Raw genomic sequence first — 24,550 nt, forward strand, 5'->3', positions numbered from 1 at the left:
CCGGAAGGACCCGTCTGGTCGGGGAAGGGGCCTTCCCCGACACCCGGGTCCGGCGGTCGCTCCCGTGCGAGGATCGAAGGCGTGCCTGCCCGGGACCGTCTTGCCCGGCTCCGGCTGACCGGGCTCGCCGGCACCGTCCTGATGACGGCGGGCGCGTACGGTGCGGGTGCGCTGCCGGCGGGCGACGCCGACGCCGCCGTCCTGCCGAACGGTGCGGTGACCGCGCCGGCCAGCTACTGGTGGGGGCTCGCCGGCTGGCTGGTCGGGTTGGCCGTCCTCGCCACCGCCTGGTGGCGCCTCGGCGCGCACCTCGTCGCACTGCCACCGGGGACGGTACGGCTCCGTCACCTGCTCGGCACCGGCCTGCTGTGGGCGGCTCCCCTGCTGTTCGCACCACCGACCGGGAGCCGGGACGCCTACGCGTACGCCTGTCAGGGTGCGCTGTGGCGCGACGGCGTCGACCCGTACAGCATGGGAGTGCTGCCGGGCGGATGCGTCTGGTCGGACGCGGTGCCCGGGTTGTGGCGGCAGACCCCGACCCCGTACGGGCCGTTGGCGGTGGTGACCTCCGGCGGGGTGGTCACCCTCGCCCGCCTGGCCGCCGCGTCCACCGACACCCAGCTACTGATCGCGGTCGTACTGCTCCGGGTGGTGGCGCTGGCCGGTCTGTTGCTGGTCGCGGGCTGCCTGCCCCGGCTCGCCCGGGCCTGCGGTGTCGATCCGGTGCGGGCGTCGTGGCTCGGTCTGCTCTCGCCGCTGGTCATGATCCACGCGGTGTCCGGGGTGCACAACGACGCCCTGATGGTGGGCCTGGTGTCGGCAGCGCTCTGGCTGAGCCTGTCAGGCGGGGCGACCACCGCCAGAACCGCGGCGCTCGGCGGGGCCGGGGTACTGCTGGGGCTGGCGGTCGCGGTCAAGGTCACGGCGGTGCTGGCGCTGCCGTTTGTCGTCCTGCTCGGCACACCCCGGACGGCGGCCGCTGAGCCGACGGCCGGTCGGGCCCGGCCTGCGGGGGTGACGCCGGTCGGCACGGTCGCCACCGGCGGGGCGGTGGTGGTGGCAGGTGGCGTCGGCGCCTTCGCCGGGCTGAGTCTGGCCACCGGGCTCGACCTGGGCTGGCTCGACGCGCTCACCGACACCGGCCGGCTGGTGCAGTGGACGTCGCTGCCGACCGGGCTGGGCATGGCGGCCGGCTACCTGCTGCGGCTGGCCGGTGCCTCCGGGGCGTTCGACCTCGCGGTCCGGGTGGCTCGACTGCTCGGGCTGGTCGCGCTGGCCACGACGGTCGTCGTCCTGCTTGTCCGGGCCTGGTCGGCGACCTCGGCGCCGGCTCCGACGGCCCGCCGCCGGGTGGTGGTCGCGACCGGCCTGGCCTTCACGGCACTCGCGCTGCTCTCCCCGGTGTTCTACCCCTGGTACGCCCTGACCGCCGTCACCGTGCTCGCGGCGGGTCTGTCGGACCGGCGGTGGATCCGTCGGGCCGCCGGCCTGGTGGTGCTGGCCAGCCTCCTGGTCCTGCCCGACGGGTTGGGGCTGGCGGTGCTCAGCAAGCTGCCCGGCGCGCTCTTCGACGTGCTGCTCGTGGTGGTGCTCGCCGTCCTCGGCTATCGGGCGTGGTCGCGACGGAGGCGGGCCGCCGGGCGCTCGTTGCCGCCCTGACTCCGGGGAGAGCGGAGGCGGACCGGCACGGCGTACGCCCGGAGCGGGACGGCCGGTCGCCCGACTCGTGGAACTGCCGCCGGCACCGCCGGCGGCGGGCCGTTTTCGCTGATCGTGGTGCGGTGCGGGATCAGTACTCTCGTACCGTGTCCCCCGATCTCGTCCTGCTGTCGCGGTTCTCCTTCCGGGGCCGGGAGGTCGCGGGTCCACGGCTCCAGGACCTCATCGCCCTGCTCGCCGCTGACCTGCGCATGGGCTGCGGCAGCGGGCGGCTGATCGAGGGGCTCTGGCCGGACGAGCAGCCAGAGAATCCGCCCAAGGCGCTGCAGGTTCTCGTCTCCCGGGCACGGTCCCAGCTCGGCGCCGACGTGATCGCCCGGACCCCGACCGGTTACCGGCTGACGCTGACCGAGGACCAGGTCGACAGCTCGGCGATGCTGATCCGGGCGGCGGCCACCGCCCGGTGCTCGCGTGCCGGTGACCACGCCGCCGCACTGTCACACGCCGACGCCGGCCTGGCCCTCTGGGGTGGCGCCGAGCCCGGCCCGGTCGACGAGGCCGACGGCCCGGTCACCGCGTTGCGGGCGGAGCGGCGCGTCACCTACCGCACGCTGGTCCGCGCCCGCGCGCTCGCCCTCGCCCGTCTCGACCGGCCGGCCGAGGCGGCGGACCTGCTCGCCGAACTGGCCGTCGAGCGCCCGCGTGACGAGGAGGTGCTGGTCGAGCTGCTGCGCTGCGAGGCGGCGACGGTCGGGCCGGCCACCGCGCTGGCCCGCTACGACACCTACCGGCGGACACTGCGTGACGTGACGAACTCGGCGCCGATCCGGGGGCGTCGCTGCAGGCCGAGTACCGGCGGCTGCTCCAGGGCGTGCTGCCGTCAGTCCGGCAGGGCGTCGCGTACGAGCCCAACCCGCTGCTCGGCCGGGACGACGACGTCGCCGCCGTGGAAGCACTGCTGCGTACCTCCCGGGTGACCTCGATCGTCGGGTCGGGCGGTCTCGGCAAGACCCGGCTCGCCAACGTCATCGCCCGCCGCGCCGAGGTGCCGACGGTGACCTTCGTACCGCTCGCCGGCATCGTCTCCGACGACGACGTGGCCCGCGAGGTGGCGACCGCCCTCGGCGTGGTCGGGCAGCGGGCGCCGGGCGTGGTCGGGCACGTCGCGGGCAACGCCGGGGTCAGGGCCGCCATCGCGGCCGCGCTCGCCACCGGCCCGGCCCTGCTGGTGCTGGACAACTGCGAGCACGTCGTCGCCGGCGCCGCCGACCTGGTCCTTTCCCTGGTGGCGATGACCGGCGAGCTGAGGATCCTCACCACCGGCCGGATGCCGCTGGGGCTGTCGTCGGAGTCGGTCCACCAGTTGCCGGAGCTGAGCCTGGCGACGAGCGTCGAGCTGTTCGGGCAGCGGGCGCGGGCGGCGCGGCCGGGCGTCGACCTGCCCACGGCGGCCGTGGAGGAGGTGTGCCGCCATCTCGACGGGCTGCCCCTCGCGGTCGAACTGGCCGCCGCGCGGGTCCGCATCATGTCGGTGGCGGAACTCGCCCGGCGGCTCGACGACCGGTTCGGCCTGCTGCGCGGCGGTACCCGGGACGCGCCCCGCCGTCACCACACGCTGCACGCGGTCGTGGACTGGAGCTGGAACCTGCTGGACCCGGCTGGCCGGGCGGCGATGCGCGCGCTGTCCGTGTTCGCCGACGGGTTCACCACCGACGCCGCCCGTCTGCTGCTCGGCTCGCTGCCCACGACCGCGTCCGAGGTGGACGTGCTCATGGTCCTCGAACACTTGGTCGACCACTCGCTGATCAAGGTGTTCGACACCCCGTCGGGTACCCGGCTGCGGATGCTGGAGACGGTCCGGGAGTTCAGCGCGGCGCGCCTGGCGGCCGCGGGTGAGGGCGACGAGGTGACGACCGCGTTCCTGCGGTGGGGGCGGGAGTTCGGCGTGGCCCACCACGCGAACCTGCTGGGTCCCGACGCCCACCACACCGCGGCTGTGATCCGTGCGGAACAGGAGAACCTGCTCCACGTACTCCGGCTGGCCCTCGATCGCGACGACCGGGCGGGTGTCGCGGCGGTCGCCGCGGTCCTCGGCGGTCTGTGGACCCTCCAGTCGAACTTTCCACGGCTCACCACGCTGATCCGGCAGGTCTCTCGGCCGCTGTCGCACTACCGACCCGAGCCGGCCCTCGTCGAGACGACCCGGACCGCCCTGACCATGGCCGTGCTGTACACGTTCAGTTCCGAGGGGCCGCGGCCGGTACGGGCAGCCGTCGCGCTGCGTCGGCTCGGTCTGGCCCGGCCGGACACGGTGGTCCGGGCGGTCGGCTGGGTGATCCGTGCGCTGGGCGACCCCGCGGAGCTGTACCGGCTGTGCGACAGCGCCGAGCCGCTGCTGGCCGGCGCCGCGAACATGGTCGCCAGTTACCACTGGGAGGCCGCCGGTGACGTCGACGCGGCGTTGAAGACGGCCCGGCGGGCGCTCGACCTCTTCACCGACCGGGACCTGCCGTGGCCGCGCTCGCTCGGCCACGGCAGGGTCGCCGAACTCTGCCTGCGAGCCGAAAAGGGTACGGAGGCCCGCGACCATCTGCTCGCCGCGCTACCGCTGCTGCGGCGACTCGGCGCCCGGGTCGACACGGTCGGGGTCCGGGCCTGGCTCGTGCTGGCCAACCTGCAGCTCGGCGACACCGTCGAGGCCGAACGGTGGCTGGACGGACTCACCCAGGTCACGTTCGACGACGAGGAGACCAGAACGGTCGGCTACGACCTCGCCATCCGGAGCGAGGTGCTGCTCGCCCGTGGCGAGGTGGAGGCCGCCCTGCGGCTCTGGCGCCGGGTCGTCGACCAGGTCCGCGACGAGGGCGGCACCGCCGCCCCGGGTCTCCGGCTCAATCTGGATCCGTGGGTGGTCGAGGCCCGGTCGGTGGCCGTCGTCGCGCACGCCCGGCACGGCCGGCTCGACCTCGTCGCCGAGGTCGCCGACGCGCTGCCCGGGCTGCTCACCGACCTGTTGACGAATCCGCTGGTCGACCCACCGCCGTACCTGGTCGAACAGCCGATCTGCGGCACCCTGCTGCTGGCCACGGCCATGGCGGACCTTGCGCGTGCCCGACAGACCGGTGACCCGGCCCTGGCGCGGTCGGCAGCCCGGATGATCGCGCTCGCCGAACGCTTCCGGTTCCAGCGCATCTTCCAACCGACGATGTCGGCGACGGTGGTCCGGGCCGACGCCGAGCAGGCCGACCGGGTGGCGTACGACGAGGCGGTGTCGTCCTACGCCGGCCTGGACCGGGCCGGGATCCGCGCGGCGGCGCTGCACCTGCTGCGCCAGCGCCGCACTGGCCGGGAGGCGACCGCCCGACCGCCGGTCGGGCGCCGAGACCCGGGTGACGGGTACGCGGCACCGGAGCTGGTCACTGCCGGACCCGACGCGGGCCCGGAGCCGGCGAACCGCCGGGCCCGGGCCGAGGAACAGATCAGCGGGTGCGGTCCCGGTTGTAGAGCCACTTCGCCCACAGGTAGCCGACCAGGGTGATCAGTGCGCACCAGCCGAGTGCGAGCACCCCGCTGTCGCCGCTCGGCGTACCAAGGAGCAGGCCGCGCAGCGTCTCCATGATCGGCGTGAACGGCTGGTACTCGGCGAACCATCGCAGCCCGGCCGGCAGCGAGTCGGTGGGCACGAATCCGCTGCCGAAAAGGGGCAGCAGGAGCAGGGGCATGGGCAGGTTGCTCGCCGCCTCGACGGTCTTCGTTGCCAGGCCCATCGCCACGGCCAGCCACACCAGGGCGAACGTCGTCGCGGTGAGGACTCCGGCGGTCGCCAGCCACTCGGTCGCGGTCGCGTCGGGCCGGAAGCCGACGAGCACGGCCACACCGAGGACGACGGCGAGCTGGAGCAGGGTCTGCAGCACGCTGCCCAGCACGTGCCCGGTCAGCACCGACACCCGCGCGATCGCCATGGTCCGAAACCGCGCGATGATGCCCTGCGTCATGTCCATCGCCACCGCGATCGCGGTGCCCTGGACGGCACCGGCGATCGTGATGAGCAGGATCCCGGGTGTGACGTAGTTGACGTAGGCGGCGCGGCCGCCCGAGCCGCCGCCGATGCCGTCGCCGAGCGTGCCGCCGAGCACGTAGACGAAGAGCATCAGGAAGATGATCGGTACGGCGAGCAGCATCAGCATCGTGGGCAGTTTGCGCGACATGTGCCGCAGCTGGCGGCGCAACATGGTGGCCGAGTCGCGGACGGCCAGGGTCATCATGGTCATGGTGTGGTCACCCTCTCGGGGCCGGAAGTGGGACGGTCGCCGGGCCGGCGGATGCGGTGGCCGTGGCGGGCCGGCCGGTCAGGGCGAAGAACACGTCGTCGAGGTCGGGGCTATGGACGCTCAGCCCGTCCACCTCGAGCGCGGCGGCGTCGAGGCGGTCGAGCAGGGCCTTGAGCGGGCGGACGCCGGCGTCGCCGGGCACCCGCAGGACCAGCGACTCGTCGGTGGGATCCGGCGCGACGTCCAGGATCGCGGCGGCCGCGGTCAGCGCACGGTCGTCGGCGAACCGCAGCTCGACGTGCCCGCCCGGCACCCGCCGCTTGAGCTCGGCCGGGGTGCCCTCGGCGACGATCCGGCCGTGGTCGAGCAGGGCGATCCGGTCGGCGAGTTGGTCGGCCTCCTCGAGGTACTGCGTGGTAAGGAAGATCGTCACGCCCCGGGTGACCAGGTCCCGGACGATCTGCCACATGTCCCGCCGGCTGCGCGGATCCAACCCGGTGGTCGGCTCGTCGAGAAAGATCACCCGAGGGTCGCCCACCAGGCCCATGGCGAGGTCGAGCCGGCGCCGCATGCCACCCGAGTACGCCACGGCGGGCCTCCTCGCTGCCCCACCGAGATCGAACCGTTCGAGCAGGTCCGCCACGCGTCGCCGCCCCTCGGCCCGACCCAGGTGGTACAGGTCGGCCATGAGGAGGAGGTTCTCCTCACCGGTCAGGACGTTGTCCACCGCGGCGAACTGCCCGGTGACCCCGATCGCCGCCCGGACGCGATCGGGATCGCGGACCACGTCATGCCCACAGATACGGACCTCGCCGGCGTCGGCGCGGATCAGCGTCGACAGGATCTGGACCAGGGTGGTCTTTCCGGCGCCGTTGGGACCGAGCAGCGAGAAAACGGTGCCCTCGGGCACCCGCAGGTCGATGCCGTCGAGCACCACCTGCCTGCCGTACGACCTGCGCAGGCCGGTCACCGCGATGGCCGGTCCGGTCGGAATGTTCGTCATGGGCAGACCATGCCGCCGGACCGGATCGTGGCGGTTTCACCGTGGTTTCAGCGCTTCCGGGGCGCCGCTACCCCGCCGAAACCGCCCGTGAACGCTCCAGGTTCGATACCCCGTCCGAGGAGACAGGCGCTCAGGACACCTCGCGACGATCGACCTCGGGCGGTGCCGGTGCGGGCGTCCCGCCGCTTCCGGCCCCGTCGGCGTCCCGCCGTCGCAGGAGTCGTGACCACGGCGGCGGCGCACCCTCGCCCGCCACCGGACCACGTTGTACGCCGGCCCGGCCCAACCGGACCCAGATCGCCAGGGTGAGCAGGACCAGGGCGAACCCGAAGAGCAGATCCTCGACCGGCGCGTACACGAGTCGCCAGCCGATGATCGCGTCCGGGTCGTAGCGGACGATGCGCCGACCGGTCAGGATGCCGTTGGAGACCAACTGGAAGAAGACGATGATCGGGTACGTCGCCCAGAAGACCGGCCGCAGCACCAGTCGGGTCCGCAGCACGAGGAGGTCGACCAGCAGCACGCCGACCACCCCGAGCAGCGCCGCCGCCGTGTAGCTCACGACACCTCGCCCCGCGCCGACCCGTTCGCGGGCGGCGGCTCGTCGCCGGCCGGCCAGCGCCGTACCGCCCGGACCGCCTCGAACCCGAGGATCGCGCAGACCGGTACGACGACGAAGAAGAGCACCTCGTCCAGTGGTAGTCCACCCGGGAGCAGGACGCCGGTGGTCTGCTCCGGGTCGAACGTCCAGTGTCCGGCGGCGATCGCCGCCAGGTCCCAGAGCACGAAGACCACGACCACCGGCAGCAGGGTCAGCAGCAGGCGTCGCCAGCGGCGCAGCACGTTGACCCGCAGTACCGGCTCCAGCCACAGCGCGCAGCCGAGGCAGCCCGCGAGCACCGCCAGGTAGCCGAGGTGGCCCATGGCGCGCCGTCGCCTCAGAACCCGGCCGCCTGGGCCCGTCGTTTGACCTCCCGGGCCAGGTCACCGCCGAGGGCCGCCGCCGGAGTTCCGGGCAGCGTGTCGTCGGGCAGGTAGAGCCAGCGAAGTGCGGCCTCGTCGTCGTACCCGGCGTCGTGCAGCAGGGTGAGGATGCCGGGCAGGTGTTTGCGTACGGTCTGGTTGGCCACCAGTTCGGCCGGCACGACCCGGACGCCGTCCCGACGGACCGCGAGCAACTCCCGGTCGCGGATCATCTGGTGCACCTTGCTGATCGACACCTCGAGACGCCCGGCGACGTCCGGAAGGGCCAGCCAACCGCTCGGTTCGGTCGGCTGCGCGTCGGCGGGTACGGATTCGCTCACCCGATCACCTTGCCACGTCGCCGCCGGGCGTTCCCAGACGGCTCCCGGACCGGCGCGCCCGACCGGGTCCCGGCGTGTCGGCCCGCTGCCCGGAGTGTCCGGAAAGCCCGGCCGAACTGTCCGGAATCACCCCTCCGGATTTCCGTTCGGTGTCGGCTGTGGCATCCTGTTCTGCCGCCCCCCTCTGGAGACATAGACTGCGTGCCGATGGACATACAGGTCGCCGACACACTGCTGAACTCGCTCATCGACGGGCGCTACCGTATCCGCGCGCGCGTGGCCCGGGGCGGGATGGCGACCGTGTACACGGCGATCGACGAACGCCTCGACCGCATCGTGGCGATAAAGATCATTCACCCGAACCAGGCGCACGCGGCGCAGGTGCAGCTCGCCGGCTTCCTCGAACGGTTCACCGACGAGGCCAAGACGATCGCCCGGCTGACCCACCCCAACGTGGTCGCCGTCTACGACCAGGGCACGCACGCCGGCCTGCCGTACCTGGTGATGGAGTACGTGCGCGGGCGGACGCTGCGGGAGTTCCTCGCCGAACGCGGCCGGCTCAACCCGAGCGAGGCCCTGGCGATCATGGAGCAGATGCTCGCCGCGATCGCCGCCGCCCACCGCGCCGGTCTGGTCCACCGGGACGTCAAACCCGAGAACGTGCTGGTCGCCGAGGCGCCGAGCGGCGGTAAGGCGAACCTGGTCGACAGTGTCGTCAAGGTGGCCGACTTCGGGCTGGCCCGCGCGGTCGAGGCGAGTTCCGAGACCGACGGCGCCAACCAGCTGATGGCGACGGTCGCGTACGTGGCACCGGAGCTGGTCACCGACGGACGGGCCGACCCCCGTACCGACGTCTACGCGGCCGGGATCGTGCTCTTCGAGATGCTCACCGGCCGGGTCCCGTACGACGGCGACCGCGCCGTCGACGTCGCCTGGCAGCACGTCGACCGGGACGTGCCGCGCCCCTCGACGTTGGTCCCCGGCCTGCCGCCGGTCCTCGACGAACTGGTCGTCCGGGCGACCCGGCGCGATCCGGGCGCCCGGCCGACCGACGCCGGCGCACTGCAGGCGGAGGTGCAGGTGGTCCGGGACGATCTCGGCACCATGGCCAACGCCAACACCACCGTGCTGCGCCAGATCCAGCCGGCGGAGCAGCCGACCATGGTGGTGCAGCAGCCCACGATGGTCGTCTCGACGGTCCAGCCCGCCGACCGGCCGTCCTGGGCCCGGCTGCCGGACCAGCAGCGGGAGCGCCCCGCGCCACCGCACCGCCGGCGGGCCGCCCCGCCGCCCACCGGTCTCGCCGGGCGGTTCGCGGAGTTCCGCGAGCGGGTGCTGGCCGACCGGGGCGGCCGGGTCGCCGTCGGTGCCGCCGCGCTGGCGGTCCTCCTGGTCATCGCCGGCGTCGGCTGGTGGTTCGGTGCCGGCCGCTACACCGCCACCCCCAACCTGGTGAACCTCGCCGGCGCGGACGCGCAGACCCGGGCCGACCGGGCCGGGTTCAAGGTCGAGTTCACCGAACCCCGCTACAACGACGAGGTCCCCAAGGACGCGGTACTGGCCCAGGACCCGGGCTCGGACGAACGGATCGTCCGGGGCGGCACGATCACCCTGACCCTCTCGCTCGGCCCGGAACGCTTCCCGGTTCCCGACGTGGTCGGCAAGGCGTTGGAACTGGCCCAGCTCGACCTGGAGGAGGCCGGGCTCAAGGTGAAGCGCGGCCCCGACCGGTACGACGACAACCTGCAGGAAGGCGTGGTGATCTCGGTCAAGCCCGAGGTCGGCGCCGAGGTCGAGGCGGGCGACGAGATCATTGTCACGGTGAGCAAGGGCAGGGCGCCGATCACCGTGCCGGTCCTGATCGGCAAGAACGTCAACGAGGCGCGGACGATCCTGCAGCAGCTCGGCCTGGAGATCGTCGTCGAGCCCCAGGACTCCGACAAGCCGAAGGACCAGGTGCTCTCCCAGGACCCGTCGGACGGGGCCGGGGTGGAGGCGGGCGCGAAGATCACGGTCAAGGTCAGCAACGGCCCGCCGCTGGTCGCCGTACCGTCGGTGATGAACTTGCCATGTCCGCAGGCGAGGCAGATCCTGGAAGGGCTCGGGCTCACCGTCGGTGGGCTGCAGATCAACCCGAACGGGCCAGTCCGGTCACAGAACCCCGGTCCGAACACTCCCGTACCACCAGGATCCCAAGTTGCCATCACCTGCTTCTGACCCGACCCCGACCACCGCCCACCCGGCGACCCCGGCCCGACCGAGCCGCCCCATCGGCTCGCACACCCCCACCTCGGGTGGGCTGGCCCGGGCCGCCCTGCCGTACGTCGACGCCGCCGGCTCCGAAGCGGTCCAGATCTACGTCGGCAACTCGCGGGGCTGGGCGCTGCCGCCCGGCGACCCCGACCAGGACGCCGCGTTCCGGGACGGCTGCGCCGAACGGGGTGTTCCGGTCTACATCCACGCGTCGCTCCTGACCAACCTCGGCTCCCCCACCCCGGCCACGGTCGAACGCTCGGTGGCGACGCTGGCGCACGCGCTGACCAGGGGCGCCGCGATCGGCGCGGTCGGAGTCGTCTTCCACGCCGGCAGCGCGGTCGACGCCGGCCACGCCGAGGCGGCGATGCGGCAGGTCCGTGAGTCGTTGCTGCCGCTGCTCGACTCCGCCTCCGCCGCCGGTGGCCCGAAGCTGCTGGTGGAGCCGAGCGCCGGTGGGGGCCGTTCACTGGCCTCCCGGGTGGAGCACCTGGGGCCCTACCTCGACGCGGTCGACCGGCACCCGTGGCTCGGTGTCTGTTTCGACACCTGCCACGCCTGGGCGGCCGGGCACGACCTGGCCCGCGAGGGCGGCATGACGGAAACCCTGGACGCGCTGGTCCGCGCGGTCGGTGCGGAACGGCTGTGGCTGCTGCACGCCAACGACTCCCGGGACCCGTGCGGCTCGACCCGGGACCGGCACGAGACGATCGGCAAGGGCAGCATCGGCGAGGCACCCTTCGCCGAACTACTGGCCCATCCGGCGACCCTCGGGGTGCCGGTGATCGTCGAAACGCCGACCGAGCAGCATCTCGGACACGCCGACGACATCAGTACCCTCAAACGCCTTCGCCCCTGACGGGTGCCCCGACACCGCCGGGCACCGGGAACGATGATCCGGGTCACGTCCGTCGGGTACCCGGCGATGATCCGGGCCACGTCCGTCGGGCGCCCGGGGTGCCCGCAGCGGGGCCGGGGGCGTACCGTGGCCGCGGTGCGACGCCTCCGACCACTGCCCGCCGTCCGGCGCCGATGGTCGTACCGTGCCCTGGTCACGGTGCTGCTGCCCGGGCTGGCGCTGGTCGGTTGCGGCTCCGGGGCGGGCACGACCGCCGACCGGGGTGCGGTGGTGAGCACCAGCCCACCGGCCCCGGGACACAACGGCAAGATCACCACGACGGACGGGGCCGCCTTCGCCTCCGAGGTCTCCCCCGTCACCGCCGCCGATCTCGGCCAGAGCTGGCGACCGGGCTGCCCGGTCGGACCGGAGCAGCTTCGACGGGTACGACTGAGCTACCGGGATTTCGACGGCGGGTCCCGGATCGGCACCATCGTCGTCCACGAGTCGGTCGTCTCCGACGTGATCACGATCTTCCGTGACCTGTACCAGTCGCAGTTCCCGATCCGCCGCATGCAGCCGGTCGACGCGTACGGCGGCAGCGACGACCGGTCGATGGCCGACGACAACACCTCCGCCTTCAACTGCCGCCCGGTCGTCTCCACCGGTCCGGCGAAGTGGTCCGAGCACGCGTACGGGACGGCGGTCGACGTCAACCCGGTGGAGAACCCGTACCTGATCGAGAGCCAGGTGCTGCCACCGGCTGGGACGGCGTACACGGACCGGGCCGGGCAGCGGCCCGGGATGGCCGCCCCGGGCGGCGTTCTGGTCGAGGCGTTCGCAGCGGCCGGCTGGCACTGGGGCGGCGAGTTCCGCTCACCCGACTACCAGCACTTCAGCCGGGACGGCCGCTGACCGGCCCCATGCCGGTAGTCGGGTGAGCCCCGCCCGGTCGACCGGAGCGGTCAGCCGCGGAAGATCCCGGTGAGCACCTCGACCGCCCGTTCCACCCCGGCGTCGTCCAGGTCGTGGTGGGTGACCAGCCGGGCGGTACGTGGACCGAGCACCGAGACGAGGACGCCCTTCTCCCGGGCCGCCGCACCCAGTGTGGGGGCGTCGAATCCGCACTTGGTCAGGTCGAGCGGGACGATGTTGGTCCGGACCGGGCCGGCCAGCACCCCGAACGGGGCGAGCGCCTCGGCGAGCCGGGCCGCCCGGTCGTGGTCCTCGGCGAGCCGGTCGACGTGGTGCCGGAGCGCGTACCGGCCGGCGGCGGCAAGCACGCCGACCTGGCGCATGCCGCCGCCCATCCGCTTGCGGACCACCCGGGCCCGGGCGATCTTCTCCGCGCTGCCGATCACCAGTGAGCCGGCCGGGGCGCCGAGCCCCTTGGAGAGGCAGACCGACATGGTGTCGAAAAGCTCGCCGTAGCTGGCCAGCGGCACCCCGTCCGCGACGTGCGCGTGCCAGATCCGGGCGCCGTCGCAGTGCAGGCCGAGGCCGGCCTGGTCGGCGGTTCGGCGCAGCTCGCCCAGGGTGGCGAGCGGGATGACCCCGCCGCCGCCCCGGTTGTGGGTCTGTTCGACCGCGATCGCCCGGGTCGGCACCGCGTGGTAGCCGTCCGGCCGGACCATCGAGGCGATCAGGTCCGGGTCGAGGTCGGCGCCGACGGCGGGCCAGGTCCGCGAGGAGATGCCGCCGTACGCCGCGGCCGCCCCGACCTCGTACGTCACCACGTGCGCGTCCGCGTCGCAGAGCAGTTCGTTGCCGGGCGGCACGAGCACCTGCAGGGCGATCTGGTTGGCCATCGAGCCGGTCGGGGCGAAGAGCGCCGCCTCGTGCCCGAACAGCGCGGCGACCTCGGCCTCCAGCGCGTTGACGGTCGGGTCCTCGCCGTACACGTCGTCGCCGACCTCGGCCTCGGCCATCGCCGCCCGCATCCCGGCGGTGGGTCGGGTCACGGTGTCGGACCGCAGGTCGACCGGACGGACGGCGTTGTTGTCAGCCACGAAGCATCTCCGCTACCAGGAAGGCCAGTTCAAGTGATTGCTGGGTGTTGAGTCGGGGGTCGCAGGCGGTCTCGTAGCGGTCCGGCAGGTGGATGTCCTCGATCGCCTGGGCGCCGCCGAGGCACTCGGTGACGTCCTCGCCGGTCAGCTCGACGTGCAGGCCGCCGGGGTGGGTCTCCAGTCCCCGGTGCACCTCGAAGTAGCCGAGCACCTCGTCCACGATCCGGTCGAAGTGCCGGGTCTTGTAGCCGTTCGACGACTCGTGGGTGTTGCCGTGCATCGGGTCGCACTGCCAGACGACCTTCGCGCCGGCGGCGGTGACCTTCGACACGATCGGCGGCAGTACGTCCCGGACCAGCTTGTTGCCCATCCGGCTGATCAGGGTGAGCCGACCGGGGATGTTGTCCGGGTTCAGCTTCTCGCAGAGCTCGATCGCCTCGTCCGGCGTGGTGGTGGGCCCGAGCTTGACCCCGATCGGGTTGACGATCCGGGAAATGAAGTCGATGTGCGCCCCGTCGAGCTGCCTGGTCCGTTCGCCGATCCAGAGGAAGTGGCCGGAGAGCCCGTACGGCCGACCGTCGGAGACCCGGGTCAGCGCGCGGTCGTACTCCAGGGCGAGCGCCTCGTGCGAGCAGTAGAGGGTGACCGTCCGCAGCGCCTCCTCGTCGGTCATCCCGCAGGCGCGGATGAACGCGAGGGCCCGGTCGATCTCCCGGGCGATCGCCTCGTAGCGTTCGCCGGCCGGGGAGTTGCGGACGAAGTCCTTGTTCCAGTCGTGCACGGCGTGCAGGTCGGCGAGGCCGCCGGCGAGGTAGGCGCGGAGCATGTTCATCGCGGCGGCCGAGTTGGCGTACGCCCGGATCATCCGCTGCGGGTCGGCGACCCGGGCCTCCGCCACCGGGTCGAGCGAATTGATCATGTCGCCCCGGTACGCCGGCAGCCCGCGCGCGTCGGTCGGCAGCGAGCGCGGCTTGGTGTACTGACCGGCGACCCGGGCCACCTTGATCACCGGCAGGGACGCCCCGTACGTCAGCACCACGGCCATCTGCAGCAGCGTGCGGGCGTTGGCCAGCAGGTGGCTCTCGGTGTTGTCGACGAAGGTCTCGGCGCAGTCGCCGCCCTGCAGCAGGAACGCCCGGCCCTCACAGACCAGGGCCAGCCGCTGCCGGAGCTGGTCGACCTCGTACGGCGCGACGACCGACGGCACGTTCTGCAGGACCTTGCTGACCTCGTCGACCGCGGTCGGGTCCGGCCAGGGTGGCGTCTGCGCCCGCGGCAGGTCCCGCCACCGGTCCAGCCCCAGGGCCTCGTCCTCGACGGAGTCGACGGTCGGACGACTGGTCTGCAGCGCGGTACTGCCCACCGCGGGGTAGCTCAGCTGATGCCACTCTTGGCGCATGCGGCAAGCCTACGGCGAGCCGGTGTCAACCACTGCCCGAGGTCGGCCCGGTCCGCTTCGTGGGAGCTCCACCCTCCGTGACGAAGCCGACATCACCCGGCCGGGGTGGCAGCGCCGGACGGGCCCGCGGTGCGCCCACCCGGCACCTCCTGGGCGATGCACCACTGGCCGCCGGCCCGGGCCACCGTGAACAGGATCGTGATTGACCTGGTCTGGTCGCCGACCTTCACCGTGGCGGAGGTGCTGACCTCCTGGTCGGGCTGGTCCGGACCGGTGGCCCGGATATCGACGATCTCGGTGGTGGAGACGGTGAAGTGTCCGGCGAAGTCCCCGTTCGGAGTGGTCGCGGCCGCGTCGAAGGCGGCGTGCATCGGGGCGCAGAGCTGGGCGCGCCCGGCGTCGACGTTCTTCGACCTCATCGCGTCGAGGTACGCCTGCACCCGGGCCCGGGCCCGCTCGGCCCCGTTCTCGCCGGGTGTTGTCGGTGCCGGTCGCGCCGACTGCTCCGGTTCCCGCCGGACCGGGTCGTCCAGCCCGCAGCCGGTCAGGCCGAGCGGCACGGCGGCCAGGCCGATGGCCAGGACGACCGTCCACGGCCGCTCGACCCCCATCACACTTCCCTCCCGGCAGACCCCACAGACTAGTTGAGCGGCGAGCCCACCGGGTCAGCCACCGGGTCGGCCGGCGGCCGGACGTCGACCGGCCGGCGGAACCGGAGCTTCGGCCGGAGCAGCAGGGTTACCAGCAGCGACAACACCGCCATCGTGACCATCGCGCCGGACGCGGACAGCCACTGGGCGAGCGCGCCGGCCAGCGTCGCGGCCACCGCCTGCATGGTCAGCATCCCGGAGGAGTGCAGGCCGAGCGCCTGGCCCCGTACCTCGCTCGGGGTCAGGTCGACGAGCCGCTGCTGGAGCAGCACCCCGCCGCCGAAGCCGGCCGAGGCGGCGGCGACCGCGAGCGCCGCGGCCGGCAGCGGGAGGGGCAGGGCGAAGAGCAGGTACGGCACCCCGAGCAGCAGTTGCAACGGGGTGACCAGCCGCGACCGCCAGTGCGGGGGCACGAACCTGCCCACGACGGTGTCCCCGACCAGCATCCCGAGCGCCCCGGACAGGAACAGCACTCCGGCGGTCCCGGGAGCGTACGGGATAAAGAGCGCCTCACAACCGACGACAAGCCCGTTCGGCACCCAGAGGGCAAGGTAGACGTACCGGCGGGCGGGGTCGGACCAGAGCGTGACGTTCACCTGCCAGGTCCGGCGGACCGACGGTCGGCCGACGGAACGCGGCGCCCGGCGGCTGAGCCCGAACCGGGCGACGAGCGCGGCGGTGAGGTAGAGCCCGGCGCCGATCAACAGCACCCGTCGAGGGCTGGCGAACGTGAGCAGGACGCCGCCCAATGCGAATCCGCTGATCTGCATGGCGCCGACGGACATGTTGAACACCGAGCGGCCGAGCAGGTACCCGCCGTCGGGCAGGATCTCGCCGAGCAGACCCCATCGGACCCCGCCACCCATCGAGCCGACCAGCCCCATGAAGGCGATCACCACGAACATCGCCCCGATCGGCATCCCGGGTGCGGCCAGGACGAGCACGCTCGTACCGAGCAGCAGCGCGATGGTGACCAGCGCGGCGCGCGGCGGTACCCGGTCGGCCACCGAGAGCAGGGTCGTGGCGCCGACGACCTGGGCGAACGAGGGCCCGAACAGGCTGAGCGCGGCCAGCAACGGCGACCCGGTGCCGGCGTAGACCAGCGTGCCGAGGGCGAGCCCGTTGACCGTACTCGCCGCGACCTGGGCGGAGACCACCAGGAAGAGCGGCCGGAACTCCGGGACCCGGAACAGCTCACGGTACGTACGCATGCCGGGCAGTCTCGATGGACACTGTCCGACGCCGGTAGGTTTTCGGCTGCACGTGAAAACGCGCGGGTCTACCGGGAGGCGACGTGGCAGTCTGGCGGCTCGGCACGGACATCCTGGCGAAGAGCAGCTTCGCCGTCTCACCCCTGATCGAGACGGTCGCGGCGCTCAAACAGCTCGACGGGCATCCGACCCTGCCCGGCCAGCGGGCCTGGGTCGACGCCCACCTGTCCGCCTACCGGGCCCGGCTCGCCGCCGACCCGTTCACCGCGGCGTTCGTCAAGGCGGCGTTTCCGCCACGGTGGCTGCCGGACTTCCTGACCACGCCGCCGAGCGACGTGGACGGCGATTTCCGGGGCGAGCTCGAACGGGTCCGGAGCACGCCACCCGAGGTCGCCCGGGCTGATCTGGCGACCGGGCTGCCCGGCCGGCCCCTACCACCCGAACTGTGCGGTCCGGACCTGCCGGACCGGACCGCCGAGCTGCTCGGCTGGGTGTGGACGCAGGTTGTCGAACCGGACTGGCCCCGCCGCCAACGGCTGTTCCAGGCCGACATCGTGTCGCGCACCCAGCGGCTGAGCTCCGGTGGCTGGGCCGCCACCCTGGACGGGATGCGGCCGGGGATGCGCTGGCTGGGCGACGGACAACTGCAGATCAACACGTACGACCATCCGCCGCAGGACCTCGTCGGCGCCCAACTCTTTTTCGTCCCGAGTACGAACCCGCGGGGCTGGGTCGGCTCCTACGAGCCGCTTCGGCACATGGTGGTGTACCCGTGTTCGGGACTGTTGGCCGATCCGGCCCGGAACGCCCCACCCCGGGCCCTGGTCCGACTCCTCGGTCCGGTCCGGGCGGACATCCTCGCCCGGTTGGCGTCGCCGATGAGCCCCACCCAGCTCGTCGCCGTGACCGGCCACGGCCTGGGCTCGGTGGGTGGGCACCTCAGGGTGCTGCTGGACGCCCGACTCGTCGAGCGGCGCCGCTCGGGCCGGTACGTCCTCTACTACCGCACCGCCGACGGCGACCGGCTGGTTGCCCTGCAGCGCCCCGCCCGGCAGATCGGTCAGACGTCAGGAAGGGGCCCTTCCCCTGGAGAAAGGACCCCTTCCCCGCACCTCAGTCGAGCAGGGCGGTGACGGTGCCGGCGGCGACCGTACGGCCGCCCTCGCGGACGGCGAAGCCGAGTCCGACGTCCATCGCGATCGGCTTGCCGAGTTCGACGGTGAGGGTCACCGTGTCGCCCGGGTTGACCTGCGGCAGGTCGCCGAGGTCGACGGCGCCGACCACGTCGGTGGTACGGAAGTAGAACTGCGGCCGGTAGTTGGCGTGGAACGGGGTGCGCCGGCCACCCTCGGCGGTGGTCAGCGCGTGGAGCTGTGCGGTGAACCGCCGGTGCGGCGTGACGCTGCCCGGCGCGGCCACCACCTGGCCCCGCTGCACCTGGTCACGCTTCACCCCCCGGAGCAGTACGGCGGCGTTGTCGCCGGCCTGCGCCGACTCCAGCGAGCGGCCGAACGTCTCCAGCCCGATGGCGACGGCACCCAGGGTCGGGGCGAGCCCGACCACCTCGACCGGCTCGCCGGCGCGCAGGGTGCCGCGCTCGACCGCACCGGTCACCACCGTGCCGCGTCCGGAGATGGTCAGCACGTTCTCGATCGGCATCAGGAACGGCCGGTCGAGCACCCGGGGCGGCACCGGGACGTACCGGTCGACGGCGTCGAGCAGGTCGGCGATCGACCGTACCCAGCGCGGGTCGCCCTCCAGGGCCCGCAGCGCGGAGACCCGCACCACCGGCACCTCGTCGCCGGGGAAGCCGTACTCGCTGACCAGTTCCCGTACCTCCAACTCGACCAGGTCGAGCAGTTCGGGGTCGTCCACGGCGTCGGCCTTGTTGAGCGCCACCACCAGGTACGGCACCCCGACCCGCTGGGCGAGCAGCACGTGCTCCCGGGTCTGCGGCATCGCCCCGTCGAGCGCGGAGACGACCAGGATCGCCCCGTCGACCTGCGCCGCCCCCGTGATCATGTTCTTCACGTAGTCGGCGTGTCCGGGCATGTCGACGTGCGCGTAGTGCCGGGTCGCGGTCTCGTACTCGACGTGCGCGATCGTGATGGTGATGCCCCGGGCCACCTCCTCCGGCGCCCGGTCGATGCCGTCGAAGGCGACGAACCGGTTGACCGCCGGGTCCCGGTCGGCGAGCACCTTGGTGATCGCGGCGGTGAGGGTGGTCTTGCCGTGGTCGACGTGTCCCATCGTGCCGATGTTGAGATGCGGCTTGGTCCTGAGGAACTGGCTCTTGGCCATGGTGCAACCGTCCTTTATGGATGGTCAGGGTCGGCGGACGACAAACGCGGGCGGCTGCCACACCGCTGAGAGGGAAAGACCGCGCCAGAACCGCGCATCCGGTGCCGGAAGAACATGAACGGGGCGGCACCGGAAACCGGGCCACCCTCCTCCGTGGGTTCTGCTGGTGCGGGAGGAGGGTCAGCCTCGCGCGCCGCTATCCAGCCGGCCAGGCTGGACCAGCAGCGCAGCCAGCCGGTCGCTCGCCAGGCACACGGCGGTGGGGCCCGGCAGGAGGAATCCTGCGGACCGCGCGAACCCGACGGTGCCGTACATGGCGATCACGTTAGCCCGCAACGTCGAAGAGCTGAACCGATATTCCCACCGCGGTCGGGCGCGCGGCACGACGGGCCGGCCGGCCCGGGCCGTGCTGCAGGTCGACACGGCCGGCGGACCGGTCATCTGCGGCATCGAGCGCGACCGCTTTCCGGAGCGTCGGCTCCCCCCGCCACAACAGCGGATCACGGTCGACCACACACCCACCGGGTGCGCCCCGCCTCCCGTGTCGAACCAGCTTCCCCGGTGGGCGGTGATCATGACGGGTGCCGGCGGTCTGGCCCTGATGGTCTTCTGGCTGTGGGCCGGCCGTCCGTCGGCCCGGGTCAATCAGCGGGCGTACCGGCGTCCCGTCCGCCGTTGACCGCCCGTGGGTACAGCCAGCTACACCACCGGGAGACGAGTACACCCCATCGATCGGCGCCGCTGCCGTTCATAGCGTGGACGCATGACCGTTCAGCAGAGAAGACCTCCGGCGCACCGCTGGCTCGGTGCCGCCGCCACGCTCGCCATCCTGGGCGCCGTCGCGGTCGCCGTCACACCGACCACGGCCACGGCCACGGCTCGGACTCCGCTACCGACACCGGCTCAGGGGCAGGCTCCGGCCGGATCGCACCGGGACGCCGTACAGCGCAGCCTGGACGAACTGGTCCGGGCCGACGGCTTCCCGGCCGTTCTCGCCTCGGTGCGGGGACGTGACGGGCGGGTCCGGCACTACACGGCCGGCGTCGCCGACCTGCGGACCCGGGCGAAGGTGCCGACCGACGGGTACGTCCGGATCGGCAGCAACACCAAGACGTACCTGGCGGTGGTGGTGCTGCAACTCGTCGGCGAGGGGCGGATCGAGCTGGACGAATCAGTCGAGACGTACCTGCCGGGGCTGGTCAGGGGCGACGGCGTCGACGGCCGGCGGATCACCGTACGGCAGCTGTTGCAGCACACCAGCGGCCTGCCGAACTACACCGCCCTGCTGCCGGAGACGTACGAGACGATCCGGCACCGTTACGTCCAGCCCCGGGAGCTGCTGGACCTCGGGCTGTCCCAGAAGGCGACCGACGAACCGGGTGAGATGTTCTCCTACAGCAACACCGGCTACGTGGTCGCCGGCCTGCTGGTGGAGAAGGTCACCGGCCGACCGGTGCGGGAGGAGATCACCAACCGGATCATCAGGCCGCTCGGGCTGCGGCACACCTACTTTCCGAACGTCGGCGACCAGGAGGTGCGGCGGCCGCACCCGAAGGGCTACCACCAGGACCGCCCGGAGCAGCCGCTGACCGACGTCACCGTGATGGACCCGTCGATGGGTTGGGCGGCCGGACAGATGGTGGCCACCCCGGGCGACCTGAACCGCTTCTTCGTCGCGCTGCTCGACGGCGACCTGCTCGCCCCCGAGCAGCTCCGGCAGATGCGCGACACCGTCGACGCGCCCGGTCCGCTGCCCAACTCCCGGTACGGGCTCGGCCTGCAGAGCACCCCGATGAGCTGCGGCGGCCTCTCCTGGGGGCACGGCGGGAACATCTTCGGGTACTCCACGGTCAACGCGGCGACCGACGACGGCCGGGCGGTCACCATCGCGGCCACCCGCCTGCCGACCGACCTGGCCGAGGTGGAACACCTGCTCGCCGCGCTCGACACCGCGCTCTGCGGCTGATCTCCGGAACGTCCGGTCCACGGCAACCCCGGCCGGCCCACCAGCGGCCGGCCGGGGTCGCCCTGTCGTGCGGTCGGCACCCCCGCGCGCGACCGGTGCCCCTCGGGCGCCAGCGACGGACTGTGTGCGGGGCAGCGACGGATCGGGTGCGGGCTCAGCGGCGGACCGTGTGCGGGCCAGCGACGGATCGTGTTCCGGCTCAGCCGAGGGTCAACCGGAGCGAGGCGAGCCGCCAGGTGCCCGGGTCCGGCATCCGTTCCGGCGACGCGGCGGCGGCGAGATCGGGAAACCGGCGCAGCAGCGCGGCGAGCGCCACCTCAACCTGCACCCGGGCCAGCGGCGCGCCGAGGCAGAAGTGCGGCCCGTGGCCGTACCCGAGGTGTCCGGGCGGGCCCGGCGGTCGGGTCAGGTCCAGTCGCTCCGGATCGGTGAAGGCCCGCGGGTCCCGGTTCACCGCGGCCAGCGCGGCGGTGACCGGCTCACCCTTGCTGATCCGTACGCCCGCGATCTCGACGTCCTCGTCCGGGAAGCGGGGCACGGTCAGCAGTTGCGGCCCGCACCAGCGGGTCAGTTCCTCCACCGCCCCGGGCATCAGGTCGGGGTCGGCGCGCAGCACGGCGAGCTGGTCGGGCTGGCGCAGCAGGGTCTCCACCGCGTTGGCCAGCAGGTTGGTCGGGGTCTGCCCGGCGAGCACCAGGTGCCAGACCAGGGTGACCAGCTCGGTTTCGGTGAGCCGGTCACCGTCCTCGGCCCGGACCCGGATGAGCCGGGAGACCAGGTCCGCGTCGGGGACGACGGTACGGCTCGCCACGGTCGCCCGGGCGCCGTCGATGATGCCCGGGATCGCCTCGGCGAACCGCTCCCCGTGGCCGGCGGCGACGGCGGCGCCGTACTCCCGCCACCGGGGCCGGTCGCTCTCCGGTACGCCGACCAGTTCGCAGATCACCTCCATCGGCAGCGGTGTGGCGAAGTGCCGCAGCAGGTCGACGGCACCGTCCTCGGTGTGTGCGGGCAACCCGTCGAGGAGGCGGTCGACGATCCGCTCGATCCGGGGCCGGAACTCGGCGGCGCGGCGGGCGCTGAACGCGGGTGACACCAGTCGGCGCAGCCGGGTGTGCTCCGGTCCGTCCATCTCTCCCATGGTCCGCAGGTACGGCCGGCAGTGTTCGGGCACCTCCGGCCGTAGGTAGCTGTGCGCGGCCAGCCCGAAGCGTGGATCGGTGAGCATGGCCCGAGCATCGGCGTACCTGGTCAGGGCCAGTAACCCGCCGAATCCGGGGGTGACCAGCCGGGCCACCGGCGCGATTTCCCGGACCCGCCCGTACGCGGCGAACGGAGCGCGCAGCACCGCCGGGTCGGTCAGGTCGAGTTCGGGCAGCTCGGCCGGCGGGGTTTCCGGGTTGGTCATCAACGCCTCATTTCAGATGGCAGCAACAGATGGTCTCATCATCCGAGTGTCGACGGTATCTTGTACGGACGACGCCGGCAACCGGCGCCGACAATGGCGATCCCGCCAGCGGGCTTCCGGGTGGCGGCGGACCACGAGGACCGCCGGCAGTACGGCTGACCGGCGGCAAGGCCTGCCGGCGACACGCGGCGAGGAGGCAGACAATGGCTCGGCTCACCCGCGCGGAGACGCAGGAGCGCAACCGCGCCCGGGTGCTGGCCGCCGCCCGCGACGAGTTCACCGAACGGGGCTTCCGGGAGGCCCGCATCGACGACATCGCCGAGCGGGCCGAACTGACCCGGGGCGCGGTCTACTCCAACTTCCCCGGCAAGCGCGGCCTCTACCTCGCCGTCCTCGCCGAGGACGCCGAGCGCGGGACGCCCGCTCCGGACGCCGAGCAGGCGACGCCCACCCCCGGCACCGAGCGCGCGACGCACGACGGCACACCGCCGGTGCCGACGCCCGACACCACCCCGCGGGCGGCGCTGGAGGCGTTCGCCCGGGCCTGGGTCGCCCGTCTTCCCCTCGCCACCGAGGAGCCGCGCAGCGCCGCCCGGCTCGGTCGGGACCTGGTGCCGGAGATCCTCGCGGACGAACGGATCCGCCAGCCGTTCGCGCAGCTGATGAAGCTGAACGCGGTCCTGCTCGGGCTCGCCCTCGAACAACTGGGCTACGCGGGCCGGCGCGGTACACCACGGGCACCACGCGGCGCCCCGGCCGCCGGCTCCGACCGCCGCCAGGTCCGGATCGCCGAAACCGTGCTGACCACCCTGTACGGCGCGAGCCAGCTGGCCGCGGCCGCCCCCGGTTTTGTCGAGCCGTTCACCGTCACCGGCGCCTGCGCACAACTCGCCGACCTCGATCTCGACGACCGGTGGGAGCCGCCCCACCTGCCGTACGTCCCGCCGGCGCGGCCGGTCGACGAACCCTGGTCCCCGCCGGCGGCGGTGGACACGCTCCGGGGCACCGCCGCCCGGCTCGACGGCGACGGCGTACTGGCGATCCTGGGGCTGCACCGCGTCGCGGCGGTGGAGGAGGCGGTCCGGGCGGCACCACCCGACGTCGACGTCACCGTCGTCCTGGTCACCCAGGCCCCGACCGAGTTGACCCCGCTCGCCCGGCTGACCGTCGCCGAACTCCGTACCTGCCTGCAGCGGGCCTTCCCCGCCTCGGCATGGCCACGGCTACAGGTCGTCCAGGATCCCGCCGGTAGCGTCGCCGCCGCTGCCGGCGTACCCGTGGTCAGCGACGCCACCGAGTCGGCCGTCCGGATCCGGGCGGGTCGGATCGTCGCCCGGGCCGACGGCTACGGCGCCTGCCACGCCGCCGCCTCCGCCGCCCCACCGGCGGCCGACTCATGACGCGTACTGACCTCGGAGAACCCGAATGATCATTCCGGCCCGGTTCAACGGCCCGCCGAACTCCGGCAACGGCGGCTACTCCGCCGGCCTCTTCGCCGGTCCGGCCGGCGAGACACACCGTGCGGTCACCCTGCGACGGCCGCCGCCGTTGGACACCCCGCTCTCGCTGCTCGACGGAGAGGTCCGGGCACCGGACGGCGCCGTCGTGGCCGAGGTCGGTCCGGCCGACGAGATCACCACGGTGGTCCCGCCGACCGGGTACGCCGACGCCGTCGACGCCGCGACCCGCTACGCCGGCTTCACCGACCATCCCTTCCCCACCTGTTACGTCTGCGGCCCGGAACGCACCGACGGGCTGCGGATCTTTCCCGGACGCCTGCCCGACGGCAGTACCGCCGCGCCGTGGACCGTGCCGGAGGACGTCTCGGCCGCGACCGTCTGGGCCGCGCTGGACTGCCCCGGCGGTTGGGCGATCATCGAGGCGGGCCGGCCGTACGTGCTGGGGCGGATCGCCGTACGGCTGGACCGGCTGCCCGCAACCGATGAACGATGCGTGGTACGCGGTGCCCTGGCCGCCGCCGAGGGCCGCAAGGCGCTCGTGCACAGCACGTTGTACGCCCCGGACGGCACCGTGCTGGCCCGGGCCCGGGCCACCTGGATCGCCGTCGCCGGCTGACCCCTGTCCGGTCGACAACCCGCCACGCCGCCCGCCGGGTGCGCGGACGGGTCAGGAATCAAGAAGCGTCGGGCGCCGCGCCGTGGCTAGCGTGGTCACCGTGCGCAGCACCGTGTCGGCCGCCAGGAACGCCCCGCGACGGGTCGGCGTGTGTACCTTGGGTCTGGCCGAGCACCACCCCGGGCTGCCGGGCAGTACGGGC

General features: G+C 73.1%; 22 protein-coding genes. 11 read left to right on the plus strand and 11 right to left on the minus strand.

Annotated elements, in window-relative coordinates; all coding sequences use genetic code 11:
• Window positions 1–81 precede the first annotated feature (81 nt).
• The 3 genes from mptB (at window position 82) to ABGB05_RS26380 (ending at window position 5,197) form a co-directional block, all read left to right on the plus strand.
• Window positions 82–1,659, plus strand: coding sequence for a polyprenol phosphomannose-dependent alpha 1,6 mannosyltransferase MptB (gene mptB, locus ABGB05_RS26370; RefSeq protein WP_347656409.1), 1,578 nt, complete (start codon window positions 82–84; stop codon window positions 1,657–1,659).
• 146 nt (window positions 1,660–1,805) lie between these two features.
• Entirely contained in the window at window positions 1,806–2,636 is an 831-nt protein-coding gene (locus ABGB05_RS26375) for a BTAD domain-containing putative transcriptional regulator (RefSeq protein WP_347656411.1), read from the plus strand.
• Window positions 2,531–5,197 carry an AfsR/SARP family transcriptional regulator gene (locus ABGB05_RS26380; RefSeq protein WP_347656413.1) on the plus strand — a complete coding sequence of 889 codons (2,667 nt, stop codon included), beginning with the start codon at window positions 2,531–2,533 and terminating at the stop codon, window positions 5,195–5,197. The genes ABGB05_RS26375 and ABGB05_RS26380 overlap by 106 nt, the downstream gene beginning before the upstream one ends.
• Here the strand turns inward: ABGB05_RS26380 and ABGB05_RS26385 are convergent.
• From ABGB05_RS26385 to ABGB05_RS26405, 5 genes are all read right to left on the minus strand, one after another.
• Window positions 5,139–5,930 carry an ABC transporter permease gene (locus ABGB05_RS26385; RefSeq protein ID WP_347656414.1) on the minus strand — a complete coding sequence of 264 codons (792 nt, stop codon included), beginning with the start codon at window positions 5,928–5,930 and terminating at the stop codon, window positions 5,139–5,141. The genes ABGB05_RS26380 and ABGB05_RS26385 overlap by 59 nt on opposite strands.
• A gap of 7 nt (window positions 5,931–5,937) precedes the next feature.
• Window positions 5,938–6,933, minus strand: a complete 996-nt coding sequence (locus ABGB05_RS26390; RefSeq protein WP_347656416.1) for an ATP-binding cassette domain-containing protein — start codon at window positions 6,931–6,933, stop codon at window positions 5,938–5,940.
• Window positions 6,934–7,063: 130 nt separating this feature from the next.
• Window positions 7,064–7,495, minus strand: a complete 432-nt coding sequence (locus tag ABGB05_RS26395; RefSeq protein WP_347656418.1) for a lycopene cyclase domain-containing protein — start codon at window positions 7,493–7,495, stop codon at window positions 7,064–7,066.
• Window positions 7,492–7,857 (minus strand): lycopene cyclase domain-containing protein, encoded by a 366-nt coding sequence (locus ABGB05_RS26400; RefSeq protein ID WP_347656420.1) that lies wholly within the window; start codon window positions 7,855–7,857, stop codon window positions 7,492–7,494. Before ABGB05_RS26400 ends, ABGB05_RS26395 begins: the two co-directional genes overlap by 4 nt.
• A gap of 14 nt (window positions 7,858–7,871) precedes the next feature.
• Window positions 7,872–8,237 (minus strand): Rv2175c family DNA-binding protein, encoded by a 366-nt coding sequence (locus ABGB05_RS26405; protein ID WP_347656421.1) that lies wholly within the window; start codon window positions 8,235–8,237, stop codon window positions 7,872–7,874.
• A gap of 207 nt (window positions 8,238–8,444) precedes the next feature.
• Here ABGB05_RS26405 and pknB point away from each other — a divergent pair, with 207 nt between their 5' ends.
• The 3 genes from pknB (at window position 8,445) to ABGB05_RS26420 (ending at window position 12,243) form a co-directional block, all read left to right on the plus strand.
• Entirely contained in the window at window positions 8,445–10,454 is a 2,010-nt protein-coding gene (pknB, locus tag ABGB05_RS26410) for a Stk1 family PASTA domain-containing Ser/Thr kinase (protein ID WP_347656422.1), read from the plus strand.
• A gap of 52 nt (window positions 10,455–10,506) precedes the next feature.
• Window positions 10,507–11,349 (plus strand): deoxyribonuclease IV, encoded by an 843-nt coding sequence (locus tag ABGB05_RS26415; RefSeq protein WP_347656469.1) that lies wholly within the window; start codon window positions 10,507–10,509, stop codon window positions 11,347–11,349.
• 135 nt (window positions 11,350–11,484) lie between these two features.
• Complete coding sequence (locus tag ABGB05_RS26420) at window positions 11,485–12,243, plus strand: M15 family metallopeptidase (protein WP_347656423.1); 759 nt, start codon at window positions 11,485–11,487, stop codon at window positions 12,241–12,243.
• A 50-nt stretch (window positions 12,244–12,293) separates the two neighbouring features.
• Here the strand turns inward: ABGB05_RS26420 and ABGB05_RS26425 are convergent, their stop codons facing one another.
• From ABGB05_RS26425 to ABGB05_RS26440, 4 genes are all read right to left on the minus strand, one after another.
• Window positions 12,294–13,337 (minus strand): GntG family PLP-dependent aldolase, encoded by a 1,044-nt coding sequence (locus tag ABGB05_RS26425; RefSeq protein ID WP_347656424.1) that lies wholly within the window; start codon window positions 13,335–13,337, stop codon window positions 12,294–12,296.
• On the minus strand, window positions 13,330–14,736 hold the full coding sequence (locus tag ABGB05_RS26430) for a 3-deoxy-7-phosphoheptulonate synthase class II (protein ID WP_347656426.1): 1,407 nt from the start codon (window positions 14,734–14,736) through the stop codon (window positions 13,330–13,332). The genes ABGB05_RS26425 and ABGB05_RS26430 overlap by 8 nt, the downstream gene beginning before the upstream one ends.
• Before the next feature lie 92 nt (window positions 14,737–14,828).
• Window positions 14,829–15,347: a hypothetical protein gene (locus ABGB05_RS26435; protein WP_347656428.1), complete on the minus strand. Its 519-nt coding sequence runs from the start codon at window positions 15,345–15,347 to the stop codon at window positions 14,829–14,831.
• Window positions 15,348–15,376: 29 nt separating this feature from the next.
• Complete coding sequence (locus ABGB05_RS26440; RefSeq protein ID WP_347656430.1) at window positions 15,377–16,597, minus strand: MFS transporter; 1,221 nt, start codon at window positions 16,595–16,597, stop codon at window positions 15,377–15,379.
• An 83-nt stretch (window positions 16,598–16,680) separates the two neighbouring features.
• Between ABGB05_RS26440 and ABGB05_RS26445 the strand changes: the two genes are divergently transcribed.
• Window positions 16,681–17,730 (plus strand): winged helix-turn-helix domain-containing protein, encoded by a 1,050-nt coding sequence (locus tag ABGB05_RS26445; RefSeq protein ID WP_347656432.1) that lies wholly within the window; start codon window positions 16,681–16,683, stop codon window positions 17,728–17,730.
• Here ABGB05_RS26445 and tuf read toward each other — a convergent pair.
• On the minus strand, window positions 17,711–18,898 hold the full coding sequence (gene tuf, locus ABGB05_RS26450) for an elongation factor Tu (protein WP_347656434.1): 1,188 nt from the start codon (window positions 18,896–18,898) through the stop codon (window positions 17,711–17,713). The genes ABGB05_RS26445 and tuf overlap by 20 nt on opposite strands.
• 313 nt (window positions 18,899–19,211) lie before the next feature.
• Between tuf and ABGB05_RS26455 the strand changes: the two genes are divergently transcribed.
• Complete coding sequence (locus ABGB05_RS26455; RefSeq protein WP_347656436.1) at window positions 19,212–19,577, plus strand: hypothetical protein; 366 nt, start codon at window positions 19,212–19,214, stop codon at window positions 19,575–19,577.
• 84 nt (window positions 19,578–19,661) lie between these two features.
• Window positions 19,662–20,864 carry a serine hydrolase domain-containing protein gene (locus ABGB05_RS26460; protein ID WP_347656438.1) on the plus strand — a complete coding sequence of 401 codons (1,203 nt, stop codon included), beginning with the start codon at window positions 19,662–19,664 and terminating at the stop codon, window positions 20,862–20,864.
• Window positions 20,865–21,063: 199 nt separating this feature from the next.
• Here ABGB05_RS26460 and ABGB05_RS26465 read toward each other — a convergent pair whose 3' ends face one another.
• A complete protein-coding gene (locus ABGB05_RS26465; protein ID WP_347656439.1) occupies window positions 21,064–22,272 on the minus strand; it encodes a cytochrome P450 in 1,209 nt (402 codons plus the stop codon).
• 203 nt (window positions 22,273–22,475) lie between these two features.
• On the opposite strand from ABGB05_RS26465, the gene ABGB05_RS26470 reads away from it, so the two are divergent.
• Window positions 22,476–23,672, plus strand: coding sequence for a helix-turn-helix domain-containing protein (locus ABGB05_RS26470; RefSeq protein WP_347656441.1), 1,197 nt, complete (start codon window positions 22,476–22,478; stop codon window positions 23,670–23,672).
• Window positions 23,673–23,697: 25 nt separating this feature from the next.
• On the plus strand, window positions 23,698–24,348 hold the full coding sequence (locus ABGB05_RS26475; RefSeq protein ID WP_347656443.1) for a hypothetical protein: 651 nt from the start codon (window positions 23,698–23,700) through the stop codon (window positions 24,346–24,348).
• Window positions 24,349–24,550: the final 202 nt, after the last annotated feature.

Origin of the sequence: Plantactinospora sp. B5E13 (assembly GCF_039871775.1) — a bacterium.
Classification (GTDB): Bacteria; Actinomycetota; Actinomycetes; order Mycobacteriales; family Micromonosporaceae; genus Plantactinospora.

Bases quoted from the DNA above. Each gene is read 5' to 3' on its own strand.
- ABGB05_RS26385 (WP_347656414.1), bottom strand. From the start codon at position 5,930: ATGACCATGATGACCCTGGCCGTCCGCGACTCGGCCACCATGTTGCGC.
- ABGB05_RS26390 (WP_347656416.1), bottom strand. From the start codon at position 6,933: ATGACGAACATTCCGACCGGACCGGCCATCGCGGTGACCGGCCTGCGC.
- ABGB05_RS26400 (WP_347656420.1), bottom strand. From the start codon at position 7,857: ATGGGCCACCTCGGCTACCTGGCGGTGCTCGCGGGCTGCCTCGGCTGC.
- pknB (WP_347656422.1), top strand. From the start codon at position 8,445: ATGGACATACAGGTCGCCGACACACTGCTGAACTCGCTCATCGACGGG.
- ABGB05_RS26430 (WP_347656426.1), bottom strand. From the start codon at position 14,736: ATGCGCCAAGAGTGGCATCAGCTGAGCTACCCCGCGGTGGGCAGTACC.
- ABGB05_RS26435 (WP_347656428.1), bottom strand. From the start codon at position 15,347: ATGGGGGTCGAGCGGCCGTGGACGGTCGTCCTGGCCATCGGCCTGGCC.
- ABGB05_RS26440 (WP_347656430.1), bottom strand. From the start codon at position 16,597: ATGCGTACGTACCGTGAGCTGTTCCGGGTCCCGGAGTTCCGGCCGCTC.
- tuf (WP_347656434.1), bottom strand. From the start codon at position 18,898: ATGGCCAAGAGCCAGTTCCTCAGGACCAAGCCGCATCTCAACATCGGC.
- ABGB05_RS26455 (WP_347656436.1), top strand. From the start codon at position 19,212: ATGGCGATCACGTTAGCCCGCAACGTCGAAGAGCTGAACCGATATTCC.
- ABGB05_RS26460 (WP_347656438.1), top strand. From the start codon at position 19,662: ATGACCGTTCAGCAGAGAAGACCTCCGGCGCACCGCTGGCTCGGTGCC.
- ABGB05_RS26465 (WP_347656439.1), bottom strand. From the start codon at position 22,272: ATGACCAACCCGGAAACCCCGCCGGCCGAGCTGCCCGAACTCGACCTG.
- ABGB05_RS26470 (WP_347656441.1), top strand. From the start codon at position 22,476: ATGGCTCGGCTCACCCGCGCGGAGACGCAGGAGCGCAACCGCGCCCGG.
- ABGB05_RS26475 (WP_347656443.1), top strand. From the start codon at position 23,698: ATGATCATTCCGGCCCGGTTCAACGGCCCGCCGAACTCCGGCAACGGC.